14 protein-coding genes and 2 pseudogenes are annotated in these 12,510 nt (G+C 70.8%); 7 read left to right on the top strand and 9 right to left on the bottom strand.

Annotated elements, in window-relative coordinates:
• Positions 1 to 178: 178 nt before the first annotated feature.
• Entirely contained in the window at positions 179 to 1,585 is a 1,407-nt protein-coding gene (proP, locus tag IE108_RS13415) for a glycine betaine/L-proline transporter ProP (protein WP_064727653.1), read from the top strand.
• A 14-nt stretch (positions 1,586 to 1,599) separates the two neighbouring features.
• Here the strand turns inward: proP and IE108_RS13410 are convergent, their stop codons facing one another.
• Positions 1,600 to 1,992, bottom strand: a complete 393-nt coding sequence (locus tag IE108_RS13410) for an FHA domain-containing protein (protein ID WP_064727654.1) — start codon at positions 1,990 to 1,992, stop codon at positions 1,600 to 1,602.
• Between the two features lie 92 nt (positions 1,993 to 2,084).
• Between IE108_RS13410 and IE108_RS13405 the strand changes: the two genes are divergently transcribed.
• Positions 2,085 to 2,492 carry a DnaJ family domain-containing protein gene (locus tag IE108_RS13405; RefSeq protein ID WP_064727655.1) on the top strand — a complete coding sequence of 136 codons (408 nt, stop codon included), beginning with the start codon at positions 2,085 to 2,087 and terminating at the stop codon, positions 2,490 to 2,492.
• Between the two features lie 10 nt (positions 2,493 to 2,502).
• Here the strand turns inward: IE108_RS13405 and IE108_RS34815 are convergent, their stop codons facing one another.
• Both IE108_RS34815 and IE108_RS13395 read right to left on the bottom strand, forming a co-directional pair.
• Positions 2,503 to 3,279: a hypothetical protein gene (locus tag IE108_RS34815; protein ID WP_229851799.1), complete on the bottom strand. Its 777-nt coding sequence runs from the start codon at positions 3,277 to 3,279 to the stop codon at positions 2,503 to 2,505.
• Positions 3,280 to 3,282: 3 nt separating this feature from the next.
• The gene (locus IE108_RS13395; protein ID WP_064727656.1) at positions 3,283 to 3,951 is read right to left on the bottom strand and encodes a hypothetical protein; all 669 of its coding nucleotides are present in this window, start codon (positions 3,949 to 3,951) and stop codon (positions 3,283 to 3,285) included.
• Between the two features lie 166 nt (positions 3,952 to 4,117).
• Here IE108_RS13395 and IE108_RS13390 point away from each other — a divergent pair, with 166 nt between their 5' ends.
• Together IE108_RS13390 and IE108_RS13385 are read left to right on the top strand one after the other, a co-directional pair.
• Positions 4,118 to 4,618, top strand: coding sequence for a GNAT family N-acetyltransferase (locus tag IE108_RS13390; RefSeq protein WP_064727657.1), 501 nt, complete (start codon positions 4,118 to 4,120; stop codon positions 4,616 to 4,618).
• An 822-nt stretch (positions 4,619 to 5,440) separates the two neighbouring features.
• Complete coding sequence (locus tag IE108_RS13385; RefSeq protein ID WP_226483580.1) at positions 5,441 to 6,274, top strand: peptidoglycan-binding domain-containing protein; 834 nt, start codon at positions 5,441 to 5,443, stop codon at positions 6,272 to 6,274.
• 28 nt (positions 6,275 to 6,302) lie between these two features.
• Here IE108_RS13385 and IE108_RS13380 read toward each other — a convergent pair whose 3' ends face one another.
• Entirely contained in the window at positions 6,303 to 6,968 is a 666-nt protein-coding gene (locus IE108_RS13380) for an HAD family hydrolase (RefSeq protein ID WP_064727658.1), read from the bottom strand.
• 406 nt (positions 6,969 to 7,374) lie between these two features.
• Between IE108_RS13380 and IE108_RS13375 the strand changes: the two are divergent.
• Positions 7,375 to 7,554 (top strand): annotated as a pseudogene (locus IE108_RS13375) (hypothetical protein); the annotation flags it as partial.
• Position 7,555: 1 nt separating this feature from the next.
• On the opposite strand, the gene IE108_RS13370 reads toward IE108_RS13375, so the two are convergent.
• Complete coding sequence (locus IE108_RS13370; protein WP_064727659.1) at positions 7,556 to 7,801, bottom strand: hypothetical protein; 246 nt, start codon at positions 7,799 to 7,801, stop codon at positions 7,556 to 7,558.
• Between the two features lie 205 nt (positions 7,802 to 8,006).
• Between IE108_RS13370 and IE108_RS13365 the strand changes: the two genes are divergently transcribed.
• On the top strand, positions 8,007 to 8,279 hold the full coding sequence (locus tag IE108_RS13365) for a hypothetical protein (RefSeq protein ID WP_159394602.1): 273 nt from the start codon (positions 8,007 to 8,009) through the stop codon (positions 8,277 to 8,279).
• Here IE108_RS13365 and IE108_RS13360 read toward each other — a convergent pair.
• Complete coding sequence (locus tag IE108_RS13360; protein ID WP_159394603.1) at positions 8,241 to 8,957, bottom strand: TRADD-N-associated membrane domain-containing protein; 717 nt, start codon at positions 8,955 to 8,957, stop codon at positions 8,241 to 8,243. The two genes, IE108_RS13365 and IE108_RS13360, sit on opposite strands and share 39 nt — an antisense overlap.
• 197 nt (positions 8,958 to 9,154) lie before the next feature.
• Between IE108_RS13360 and IE108_RS13355 the strand changes: the two are divergent.
• Positions 9,155 to 9,606 (top strand): annotated as a pseudogene (locus IE108_RS13355) (HNH endonuclease family protein); the annotation flags it as partial.
• Positions 9,607 to 9,663: 57 nt separating this feature from the next.
• Here IE108_RS13355 and IE108_RS13350 read toward each other — a convergent pair.
• The 3 genes from IE108_RS13350 to IE108_RS13340 all read right to left on the bottom strand — a co-directional run bounded on the left by IE108_RS13350 (position 9,664) and on the right by IE108_RS13340 (position 12,366).
• The gene (locus IE108_RS13350) at positions 9,664 to 9,921 is read right to left on the bottom strand and encodes a hypothetical protein (protein ID WP_064727662.1); all 258 of its coding nucleotides are present in this window, start codon (positions 9,919 to 9,921) and stop codon (positions 9,664 to 9,666) included.
• Between the two features lie 655 nt (positions 9,922 to 10,576).
• Positions 10,577 to 11,116 (bottom strand): GNAT family N-acetyltransferase, encoded by a 540-nt coding sequence (locus IE108_RS13345; protein ID WP_064727663.1) that lies wholly within the window; start codon positions 11,114 to 11,116, stop codon positions 10,577 to 10,579.
• Positions 11,101 to 12,366 (bottom strand): helix-turn-helix domain-containing protein, encoded by a 1,266-nt coding sequence (locus IE108_RS13340; RefSeq protein ID WP_506410174.1) that lies wholly within the window; start codon positions 12,364 to 12,366, stop codon positions 11,101 to 11,103. Before IE108_RS13340 ends, IE108_RS13345 begins: the two co-directional genes overlap by 16 nt.
• Positions 12,367 to 12,510 lie beyond the last annotated feature (144 nt).

Raw genomic sequence — 12,510 nt, 5'->3', positions numbered from 1 at the left:
GTACGCCGTTTTGGTGCACAGTGCAACGAAAAGCATACCGGGCGTAAGCGGCGCTTCAGCGCCTATGGTCGCTTTTCAGCCCGCGGCCGAGAGCCGCGGGCTCTTTCCGGCCCGGCGACAGCGCCGCCGTGCGGGTCGTGGTGTCCCTGTCCCCGTCGAAAGGTAGGCGAGCGAAGTCTTGTCGGCCGCCCACGTCGCCGCGCATTCGTCCCGCACGGTCACCTCGTCCCCGTCCCCGTCCCCCTCCGCGTCCCCGTCGCCCGCCGGCGCCGAGCCGACCGTCACCGATCCCGCGCTGGTCAGGCGTGCCGTCAAGGCGGCGGCGCTGGGCAACGCGATGGAGTGGTTCGACTTCGGCGTCTACAGCTACATCGCCGTGACGCTCGGCAAGGTCTTCTTCCCGTCGGGCAACCCGACGGCGCAGCTCCTGTCCACCTTCGGCGCCTTCGCGGCCGCCTTCCTGGTCCGGCCGCTCGGCGGCCTGGTCTTCGGACCGCTCGGCGACCGGGTCGGGCGGCAGAAGGTGCTCGCCCTGACGATGATCATGATGGCGGCGGGCACGTTCGCGATCGGGCTGATCCCCTCGTACGCCACGATCGGCGTGTGGGCTCCGGTGCTGCTGCTGGTCGCGCGGCTGGTGCAGGGTTTCTCGACGGGGGGCGAGTACGCGGGCGCGTCCACCTTCATCGCGGAGTACGCCCCGGACAAGCGGCGCGGATTCCTCGGCAGCTGGCTGGAGTTCGGCACGCTGGCCGGGTACATCGGCGGCGCGGGTCTGGTGACCCTCATGACCGCGCTGCTCTCGGACGGCGACCTCACCTCGTGGGGATGGCGGATCCCGTTCCTGATCGCCGGGCCGATGGGCATCGTCGGGCTGTACCTGCGGATGCGGCTGGAGGAGACGCCGGCCTTCGCGGCCGAGATGGCGAAGGCGGAGACGAACCGTCCCAAGGTGCCGCTGCGGGAGATGGTCACCGGTCAGTGGCGGGCGCTGCTGCTCTGCGTGGGCCTGGTGCTGGTCTTCAACGTCACCGACTACATGCTCCTGTCCTACATGCCCAGCTACCTGACGAGCGAGCTGGAGTACGACGAGACGCACGGGCTGCTGGTGGTGCTGGCCGTGATGGCGCTGATGATGGTCGTCCAGCCGTTCGCGGGCGCGCTGACCGACCGGGTCGGGCGGCGGCCGGTGATCGCGGCGGGCTGTGCGGGCTTTCTCCTGCTGTCGGTCCCCGCGCTGCTGCTGATCCGCGACGGCAGCCTGGTCGCCGTGGGCCTCGGCATGGCCGCGCTGGGCCTGCTCCTGGTCTGCTTCACCGCGTCGATGCCGGCCGCGCTGCCCGCGCTCTTCCCGACGCGGGTGCGGTACGGCTCGCTGTCGATCGGCTTCAACGTGTCGGTGTCCCTGTTCGGCGGGACCACCCCGCTGGTGGTGACGGCCCTGATCGGGGCCACGGGCGACATGATGATGCCCGCGTACTACATGATGGCGGCGGCCGTGGTCGGCGGTGTGGCGGTGTGGTTCATGACGGAGTCCGCGGGCCGGCCGCTCCCCGGCTCGGCGCCCGCGGCCGACTCCCGCTGAGGGTCCACGCGGCGCTACACCTCATGGTAGAAGCCGACGTTGACGCTGCGCGGCTCCGCGCGGTCCTGGATCACGATCTCCCCGCTCCCGGCCCTGGGCAGCGGCACGGTGCCGCCGTAAGCCAGCGACTGCTCGTGCGGGCCGACGGTGAGCCGGACCTCGGAGGACGGTTCCGGCTGCGAGCCGCGCAGCCAGGTCAGCCGCCACGTCCCGTCCGGCCCGCACCGGAACTCCAGGTGGACCCGGGAGACGAACAGCCAGTCCTCCGGCGTCGAGAGCCGGCACACGGACCTGTCCCGTCCCACCCGCAGCACCGCGTCCGGCTCACTGGGCGCCTCGGCCATCTGCATGCCGGCCGTGGCGCCCGCGTCCGCCGCGGTGACCGTGGCCATGGTCAGTTCGAGCACGTGCGCTCCTTCGAAGGCCTCAGGACGTCCGGCGTTGCTCCGCCGCCGAATGATAGATCGGCCGCCGGGGCGGTGTCCGGCACAATGGGGTCATGACCGAGCGAAAGCCACCCGGCGTCGACTTCGAGTCCTGGGTCGACCGACAGATCCGCGAGGCGGAGGCCCGAGGCGAGTTCGCCGCCCTGTCCGGTGCGGGCAAGCCGCTCGCCAGCGAGCTGGACAGCACCTACGACGAACTGTGGTGGGTGAAGCGGAAGATGGCCCGCGAGGGCTTCTCCGTGCTGCCGCCCACCCTGGCCCTGCGCAAGGAGGCGGAGGACTCGCTGGAGGCGGCCCTGAAGGCGCCGTCGGAGCGGGTGGTGCGCCGGATCATCGAGGCGGTCAACGTCAAGATCCGCGACGTCATGCTCAAGCCGCCGCCCGGCCCCCCGCTGGGTATGAAGCCCTACGACGTCGACGAGGTCGTGGAGCGGTGGCGGGAGGGCCGGGCGGAGCGCTGACGCCCGCGCGTCACAGGCGCATCAGCCGGTCCGTCAGCTCGCGGTAGTCCCGCAGGGCCAGTCGGAGCTGTTCGGTGTCGGTGCTCGCCGCGGCCCCGTCCGCACCGGCGTCCTGCCAGGAGGTGCGCAGGCTGCGGCGGCGGTGCGTCACGGCGTCCGCCAGGCGGGCGGCGACCTCTTCCAGGACCCGGTCCGCCTCCTCGACCGACTCGCGCGGCGCGTCCACGAACCCGGCCACGGCGTGGTGCAGCCGCTCCCCGAGCTTGTCGCCCTCGTCGTGCGGGAGCAGCGTGCCGCCGCCGGCGGTTTCGCGGGCGGAGGCGGCGGTGCCGTGCGTGGAGGCGGTGGTGCCGTGCGCGGTGGCCGCGGTGCCGTGCGTGGACGGTGCGGTGGTCTCGCGGCTCGGTACGGCGCCCTCGTGGCCCGGTACGGCGCCTTCGCGGCCCGGAACGCCACCCTCGCGGCCCGGTACGGCTCCTTCGCGTGCCGGTGCGGCGGTGGCGTCCGGGGTGGGGGTGGTGGAGGCGCCGTGGGCCGCGGTCGGGTCCGGAGCGGCCGGCGTGACGGGGGTGACCGCGGTGACCGGGGCCTCCTTGAGCGGGGCGCCGGCGTTCGGCGCGGGGGGCGCCTCGGGGGCCGGTGCGGTGCCGGGTGCGGTCGCGGTGCCGGGGGTCGTCGCGGTGCCGGGTTCGGGTGTCGCCTCGCGGGCCGGAGGGGCCTTGGGGAGGCGGATGCGGGACGCCTTGGCGTCGGGGTTCTCGTCGGGGTTCCGGGTCACGTCGGGCATGCCTCAGCTCTCCTTCGGGCGGCGCTTGCCCAGCGACCACGTGTGCGGGGCGCGGGCGGCGGGGGCGGTTTCACCGGTGTGCGTGGCGGGCGTCCGGGGGTGGGCGCTCTCGTGCCGGCCCGGCCGGACCAGTTCCTCGAACAGCGCGCGGGCCGCGACCATGGACTCGCGCAGCTCCTCCGTGTTCGCGCCGCCCTCGTGGGCGCCGTCGGCACGGGTGTGCGTCGCGCGGTGCACCCGCCGGTAGCCGTCGACGTGGTGGGCGTGGTGCACGGACAGCGCGGCGAACTGCTCCTCGTACTGGTCGCCGCCCGGGAAGCCCCGGACCCCGGCCAGCTCGGCGAGCAGCCGGTCCGCCTCGCCGACGGCCTCGCTCGGGGAGTCGACGAAGCGCTCCTGGGCCGCCGTCCAGCGGGCCTCGAAGCGCTCGCGCTCGGCGGTTTCCAGCGACCTGATCTGCAACGAACCGTGCCGCTGCACCCGTTCGCCCAGTTCACGCTCGGCGGCCCTGGTGTCGCCGTCGTGCCGGGCCACCGCCCGGTCGTACTCGGGCCCGAAGCGGCGCTTGAGGCTCCCGTGCTGGGGACCTCGTGCGCGCTGGGCGAAGACGGCCGCGACGACGAGCACGGCCGCCACGATCACGATCAAAGCGATGATCACGCCTGTGGACATGAGTGCCTTCCGGATATCGGCCCTACCGGCTCTCCGAACGGGGCCGGTTCGCACGTTCGTGTTGCCCCGGACCGCGCCCTCAAACGGCCGTCGCCGCGCACCGCCCGTCCCCGGACGCGGAAATGCGCTTGCCCGCCGTACCCGTGCCCTCCCGACAATGCGCTCCATGACCTGGACCATCGCCCCGGAACCGTACGACTCTCCCGTCGCCGCCGCCCTCTGGCGCGCGTACTACACCGAGGTCAGCGACCGCTGGTACCTGCTGCACGAGGGCCGGCGCACCGACCCCGGCGAGCTGGAACGGGAGATCGCGGCCACCTCCGGCGCCGAACTCGCCCCGCCCAGCGGCCTGTTGCTGGTCGCACGGTACGGCGGTGCGGCGGCCGGCACCTCGGGCGTACGGCTGCTGGACGCCGCCACCGCCGAGCTGACCCGGGTCTTCCTGCACGAGGCGGTACGCGGAAGAGGCGGCGCGGCGCTGCTCGTGCGGGCCGCCGAGGACGCGGCCCGGGGGCTCGGGGCGACCCGGATGATCCTCGACACCCGCGGCGACCTCGCCGAGGCCCGCGCCCTGTACGCCCGCCTCGGATACGCCGAGACCGAGGCGCACAACGACAGCCCGTACGCCGAGCACTGGTTCACGAAACGGCTCGGCGCCGACTCCTGAGGGTCCTGTTCCACCTGGGGAAGCGGGCGTTCCGGGGGGCTCGCGGATGGAAGTGTGGAGAAGTTCTGCATAATCTCTGGAGTTCGCGAGGGGAGTCGCGAGGGGAGGGACGGACGCGTGGAACAGGAGCGGCCCACGGGGGCCTCGTGCCCGGAGTGCGGCGCGCCCAGGAAGGCGGACAACACGCCCTCCTGCGGCTGCGGATCACGGGCGTCCGACGCCCTGCGCGAGGCCCGCACGGCCCAGGCCGCGGCGGCCGAGGACTTCAACCCGCTGCGCATCCGGCCGTACGTCGAACTCGACGGCGACGGGGGCCGTACGGCCGGCACGGCGGCGGACGGAACGGGGACGCCCGCCGCGGCGTCGTCCGCGGGCGCAGGGGACGCTCCTGCGGCCCCGGGTGCCCGGGACGGCGCGGCGCCGCAAGACCGGACACCGGGAGCCGTGACACCACCGGACGGGACGCCGCGAGGCGTGACGCCGGGGGGCGCGGTACCGGCCGCGGTTGAACCGGGGGACGCGGGCCCGCAGGGCGCGACACCGCACGGCGAGAAACCAACGAGCCCCACACCGGACGGTGTTGAGGCGGAGAACGCGGCGCCGCCCGCCATGCCCCCGCAAGGCACCGCACCACACGACGCGACTCCACAGGGCGCGACTCCACACGACGCGATTCCACAGGGGGCACCCCCCGGCACGACACCCCAGGACCCGGCGTCGGGCGCCGAGCCTCCCGTGAACGGCGGGCCGGCTCGCGCCACTTCGCCACGGGAGGGCGTCGTCAGGCGCGCCGCCTCGTGGGGCGAAGACCCCGACGCCACGATGACGCTGCGCGCCGTCGGCACCGGCGGCGGGGCGGGCGCGGCCACGGAGGCCACCTCGCCGCTGCCCACGCCCCTGGCCCCCTCCGCCGGTCCGCCCAGCGCGCAGGACCTGCGCCTGTTCGAGACCCCGGTCACCGCATCCGCACCCGTGCCGTCCGGCCCGGACCCCGCGGACCCCGCCGCCGGCACCGGCGGACGCCGCGCCCGCGGGCGGCGCAAGGGCGTACTGCTGAGCGCCGCCGGAGCGGTCGTCGTCGTGATGGGCGCCGCCGGGTACGCGAGCGGGCTGTTCTCCTACGAGGCGCCGTCACGGGACGGAGCGCTCCCGGACGAGGTGCGGGCGAGCGTGCCCGACCCGTCGACCGGCGAGGCCACCCCGAGCGGCGGGCCCCGCACCGCCCCCGCACCGGCGGCGGGATCCGCGTCACCGTCCCCGTCGGCCTCCGCCTCCGCGAGCGCGAGCCCCTCGGCGTCACCGTCCCCGTCGGCGTCCAGCGCCTCGCCCTCGCCCTCACCACCGGCCGAAGCGTCGCCGACCCCGACGGCCACGGCGACCGAGGAGGCCCCGCGGGAGCCGACGGAGGAGGACGAGCCCGACTTCTACGGCGGCCCCGCGCTGAGCCGCGGCGACCAGGGCCCGGAGGTCGTGGAACTCCAGCGGCGGCTGCGCCAGTTGTACCTGTACATGGGCGACGCCCACGGCACCTACGACCGCCGCGTCGAGGACGCGGTGCGCACCTACCAGTGGGCCCGCGGCATCCGTTCCGACGGTCTCGGCGTCTACGGGGCCGACACCCGGCGCATGCTGGAGACGGAGACGCGCGAGCCCTGACGGGTCCGGCCGGGGCGGCCGGCGGGCGTCAGCCGATGTGCAGCAGCAGCCCGCCGCCGGCGGCCGCCTCCACGCGTACCGCCGTCAGGTCCTCGACGACCACGTCGGGACCGTGGAAGCCGGCCCGCGGGCCCACGCCCACGACCCGCATCCCGGCGGCGCGCGCGGCGGTGATGCCGGCGCCGGAGTCCTCGAAGGCGACGCAGTCCGCGGGGGCGATGCCCAGTTCGGCGGCGCCCTTCAGGAAGCCCTCGGGATCGGGCTTGCTGGCGCCGACCGACTCCGCGGTGACCCGGACGTCGGGCAGCGCGAGACCGGCGGCGGCCATGCGCGCGGTGGACAGCGCCACGTCGGCGGAGGTCACCAGGGCGTGCGGGAGGTCGCGCAGGGCGGCGAGGAAGTCCGGTGCCCCCGGGATCGCCACGACGCCCTCGGTGTCGGCGGTCTCCTCGGCCAGCATGCGCGCGTTGTCGGCGTGGTTCTGCTCCATGGGGCGGTCCGGCAGCAGCAGCGCCATCGAGGCGTAGCCCTGCCGGCCGTGGACGACCTTCAGGACCTCGTCGCCGTCCAGCCCGTTCCGGTCGGCCCAGCGCCGCCAGACGCGCTCGACGGCGGCGTCCGAGTTGACGAGGGTGCCGTCCATGTCGAGCAGCAGGGCACGGGCGGGCAGGACGGTGGTGGCGGTGGCCGTCATCGGCAGTCTCCAGGGTGCGGGGAGGAAACAAGGCGGCCCCGCCCGCCGGTCAGGGAGAACGGGCGGGAGCCACTTTGTTCATCCACGGTACAAAACAGACGGGGGATCGCGCCACCGGGCCGCCGAAACGGCCCGAAGGTCCACGCGGCGCTCAGTGCGCACACCCCGGGGCGAGCCAGACTCATGCACGACCCCGCGAACGTCGACCCACGAGAGGTAGACGCCCCGCCCTCACCGCCATAAAGCCCGCCAGAATCAGTACTTACCTTCCCTAACGAACGACCGCACAATCGAGCACAGCAGGAAACGTACGTCCTCGTGTAGGCCCCGACGCTGTTGGCGGACCGGGGCCTGTCGCATGTACGCGAGGGCTTCAGTGGAGGACGAACTCTGATTAACGGACCAAGAGGCCGCCGACCTGACGGGTGTCACCGTCGTGACGGTCTACAGCTGGGTCCGCCGAGGCCACCTGAAAGTCGAGGGCCTCGATCACCGAGGCCAGAAGCTCTTCCGCTATCTGGACGTTACGCAGGCCGAGAAGGCCACCAGGGCCAAGGCCAAGCGCGTGCTGGTCCCTGGCGCCTGACTCAGGCCCGCTTCACGTCCAGGAGGATGCGCTCCGGCGGCATCCCGGTGTAGAAGACGATGCGCTCACGCGCTATGTCTTCGACCTCACCGAGGTGCCTGCACGTCGCACGACCTCCGCTCTGCACGTTCAGGTCCCAGCCGTCCCGCGTGGGCGTCGCCCAAACCGTGTACGTCGTCGTGGCGACCGTGTCGGGATCCAGAGGCGCAGCGGCCTTCCGTTTTGGCTGCCGGTCGAGCTTCAGCACTCGACGCGGCCATCTGATCCTAGAGGCCCGCCGAGCGACCTCCTGGTCCGTCAGTCGGCGAGGCCTACGGCCTCCGCCGCTCAGGCGTCCCGACACCCTGACGGGCCCCAACCCGATCGAGATACGCATCCCGGGATCATACGGGCGGGCGTCAGGGGGCGTCACCAGTTCTTCAGCCTCTGAACTGCCACACCACGGAGTCTCGATGGCCATCGTCCAGAACATCAACCTCTTCGCCCTGTACGCAGACCTAGCGACGATGCCCAATCCTGGAAGGAGTGATCCGTCCAATGCCGCCCTGACGATCACGGCCGGAGAGCTGACGGACTTCGCCGGCGCCGTCAGGGCCCAGGAGCGCTGTCTGACGGAGGGCGGCGACGAAGAAGAGGCCTGGGAGACCCCTCGGGCCCACTACAACGACTCCCGGCTCTCACGGACGTCAGGACGTCGAGATCTCCGACTGCTGCTGGGGCACTGATCCATTGCGGCTGGGCTCCAACAGAGGATCAGCCGGCTTCAGTACGCCGACCAGCTCCGGCAGCTGCGCCGCCGAGAACTTCAGGATCAACGCCGCCTGGAGATGGGCCTTGAGTGCTGGGTCGTCGACCTCTTCCAGTAGTCGGATCGCCTGACCGGCATCCCGCTCGACCTTCATGTCCTGCCGGAGCGACTCGGTCTGCGACTCCATGTGCTTGAGCGCAAGGTCCGCCCGTCGGTGGAACAAGGTCCCGATGACCGCCATCAGGAGACCAGCCACACTGGCCGTGACCGATGCGTACAAGTCACCTGTGGTCTCGGCCCTGAAGATCGCCATGCCGATACCGAAGATCAGAACGAGACCGCCCACTACGGAGCAGGTCAGACTGACGCTGAAACTCCGCCGGGCCTGGGTGAGCCCATACGCGTAGTATTCGATCAGCAGGGCTGCAAAACGCTGGTCAGCGGTGGGCCGCGGAGCTGCACCAGCTTCCTGATCGCCTTTCGATTCGTCTGAGGTGCTGGTCTCGCCCAACACCTCGGTGCGCAGGCGCTCCCGTTCTGTGTCGACATCTCGCTTGAGCCACTTACTCACCAGAGCGCCATACGCCTGAGAGCCTCCGGCGGCAGCGATCGCTGAGGCGGCTGTTGCTGCAATTGCAAGGAATTCCGGGTCCACAACTCCACGATCCCAGAATCCCTGTAGCGCCACAGGCGATTCAGAGCTGTAGGACGGTCAGCTCTCGACCTGTAACCCGTCACCACACGCACGTGAGGGGGTGAGCGGCGGTGTCCCGAATCATCTCCGCAGAGACGAGGAGCGCCTCCGTCAGCTCCACGCTGACGGCGTCAGCAGAAACGAGATCGCCCGTCAGAAGCACCCGCGCAGAGGTCTTGATCGCCGAGTCCCGTACCGAGCCGACGGTGGAGGCCGGCTGCAAGGTCTCCTCTGGTGAGTCCTCGTGCCAAGACGGTGTGACGGTCACCGCCCCGGGCGGCTTGGACATCGACCACATGGTGCCGCTCGCCGAGGCGCGGGGCTCCGGCGCCTCCGCCTGGACGACCAAGCACCGCGAGGCGTACGCCAACGATCTCGAAGCCGAACGCTCTCTGGTTGCGGTGACCGCCCGCACGAACCGGTCGAAGGCTGACCAGGATCCGGCCGACTGGCTGCCGCCGCTGGCCATGGCCGCTGCGCGTACGCGGCGGACTGGGTGGCCACGAGGCTGCGCTGGGAGCTGACGGTCGACGATCGGGAGCGCGAGGCGCTCAACGGCATCGCCGAAGGATGCGGGATGCAGACCGTGGAGTACGAGCCCGCCTCGTAGGTCATCGCAGGCACGCGCCCCCGATCTCCTGCATGGAGATCGGGGGGCTTTCGTCATCTACTTGCCGTTCTTCTCTTCCAGCCACTCCGCGTAGTTATGAGACGCGTTGCTTCCCTGCTTGCCGGGCGAGATCTTCAGGATTGCCTTGTCGTTCTCGGGGTTGCCGCTGAGGTACGCCTCCGTCAGGACGTACGGCAGTCCGTCCACCCGGAAACGGATACTCCCGTCCGGATATGCGCTGACCCGGACCTTACGGCCGTCCGGAAGTTCGATCGGATCGGCGACGAAGTGCGCCTTCAAGGGCTGATCAGCCATACAGACCTCCAGGTCATACAGGCTCGACAGAACCTGTCAGCATAGCGATATCCCGTTCAGCCCATGGACGATCTGATGAGAATCTTTCGTGGATGCGGGAGTTGCGGCTGTCGTGGGTGCGGCCATCGTTGGAGGTCTGGCGGGACTGACGGCCATCGGTACGGGCTGCTTCGCCTTGCGGATGGCTCGCCTTCAGGTGACGTCACAGGAGTCGCAGGCCGAATGTCAACGCCGCTTCGAGAGTATGCGCGAACGTCGAGAGCCACGTGCAGCGGCGTATGCTGACTTCCTCGCCGCAGGTCAGCAAATGGTCGACCTCCTAGTCCGAGGCCACAACGATCTCCCTGGCGCCCTCATGACGCAGATGCGCGCCATAGGCAAGCTGGCCGCATTGGTGTCGGTCATGGGACCAGCGCCTGTGGCCGAGGCGACGACAGCGGTGATGATCGCTTGCGCTTCAGTACGTGCCCGCATCATGACCAATGAACCCTCTGCAGTCGGCGAGTTCATGCTTTCAGCAGACGTAGCGGGTCCCTTGGCCGCTTCACGGAAGAGGCCCGCGCCGCTCTCGAGAACGACGGCACCAGCGAGCCGGCTGTCAGTCCTCCAGATCAATGACGAAGTCCATCACAGTCGCCTCGCGCAAGGCCTCCCACTACTTCAGCGGCAGCTCGGCCAGCATGACCGCGTACACCGGGGAATCCGGGAAGGGCTGACGGTCTCCGACCTTCCTGAAGCCCCACGATTCATACGTATTTTGGACCTTGGGGTGGTCAAGGTCGACGAGCAAGACCACGAGGTCCTCGTCCCTGCCGTCCAGGAGAGACCGGCTCACCAGTTCGGCCGTGCCGGTCTTGCGCCACTCCGTCCGGACGGCTAGCTCGGAGAACGAGAAGGTCAGGCTCTTGTCCGGGACCTGCTCCAGGTGCTCCCGCCACCACTCCCGATGAGCCGTTGCCGGAGCCCCGTAGGCGAAGGCCACCGGCTCCTCACCGTCGAACGCGATCACACAGGCGAAGTCGGGGTTGCCGCCCCAATGATTGACGAACCAGGGGAAGCGCTGGTTGAACTCGTCATCCATGGCGTCCGCGTACGCGTCACGGTGGATGTCGATCAGGGCCTGGCGGATCTCCGGGAGGTCCTTGTGCGTGAAGTGGCGGACCACCAGTTCGGGCGCGTTCAAGCTCGGCTCCATTCTGTGCGGAAGCGGTCTCCCCACTCTCGAGCGACCACCGCGTCAGGCGCAAGGGTGATCAAGTCGCGGTAGTAGTCGCCGAGCAGGGAGCGCATCCGGCCGGGGATCGGTGAGCCGGCCATCAGCTCGAAGACGCTGGAGGCCGTGGCACACGCCTGGTCGACGTCCCGCTGGTGGAGCTGCGCGAGGGCGAGCCGTGCGGTGGCCAGGGCCCGGTTGCGGCGGAACTGCTCGGGGATCGAGCCCAGGGCGAGGTGGGAGGCAGCTTCCGCCTCGGCGGACTTCCCGATCCGGTCCAGGACGATGGCCCGCATAGCGGTCAGCTCAGCCGTGCCGTAGAAGGCCATCCAGCTCGGCCGGGGCTCCCCCTCCTTCGCCTTGCCCAGAGCGTCCTGGGCGTGCCCCAGAGACCGGATCGCGGCCTGGCGGTCACCCAGATTCGAGTGGCCGATGGCCGTCCGCGCATGGGCCAGAGAGGCGAAGAGCGGGTCCCGCCTCGTGACGGCCGTGGTCTGGGCAGCGAGCCCCGAGTCCACGGCCTCGGAGTGCTCTCCCCGCTGGTGGGCGAGCATCGCGTAGGAGTTCCAGACCCGCATCTCCACGATCGGGTCCTGGCCCATCCCGGCGAGGTACAGGGCCTTGCCCAGCAGTGCGGCCGCCCGGTCTCCCTGGCGTGCGTCCAGAGCACTCCAGGCCGCCGTAGCGGTGTAGTCGGCAGCGACGGAGAACAGCCGCTGGCGGATCCGCTGAGTGGCCATGAGCTTCGTCTTGGACAGGGCGTCCTCGGCCCCTGAGAGCGCAGCCCGTTCCAGGCCCTCATGGCCGCCCCTGGTGTCGTCCAAGGCCATCAAAGCGTCCAGTCCGCTGCGGAGCCGAAGGACATCGGAGGTACCCACCCGGGACGGGGCCCCAGCAAAGGGAACCGCTACGGCGGCCGTCGTGCCGCTGGCGGCTGTAAGAAAGTTCCTACGCCTCACGGGGTCCTCCGCTGGGTTCGAGGTTGGTCGTCTTCGCGCCGGTGGACGGAAGCCCAGCTCTCCGGCGGTACAGCCGAATACTGCCTCTAACGCCTCGCGTTGCCGGGGGTGGGGCCACCCTGTCTTTCCGGTCAGCCAGTTGCGGACGGTGCGATCGCTGACCGTCCCCTGGCGCCCAGCACAGATCAGTTGAGCGTTCACCCTGTCGGCCAACTCGGCCTGGGTAAGGCCGCTCTCCTGCATGGCTCTGTCGAGGCTCTCATTCCCCTGCACGTGCCCACGGTAGTGACTGAGTGCCCATCAGTAGCGGGGACAACAGGGAAATTTCCGGTCCTCGCCAATGCACGCAGCGCGGGCTTTTCCTACCCCTGGGAAGCAGTTGGCCGTTCACTCAGGTAAGGCCACACCGCAACCGCA

Source organism: Streptomyces parvulus (genome assembly GCF_014648855.1).
In the GTDB taxonomy this organism is placed as follows: Bacteria; Actinomycetota; Actinomycetes; order Streptomycetales; family Streptomycetaceae; genus Streptomyces; species Streptomyces parvulus.
The sequence above is the reverse complement of the archived record's forward strand: the minus strand, read 5'-3'. Positions and strand labels throughout refer to the sequence as shown.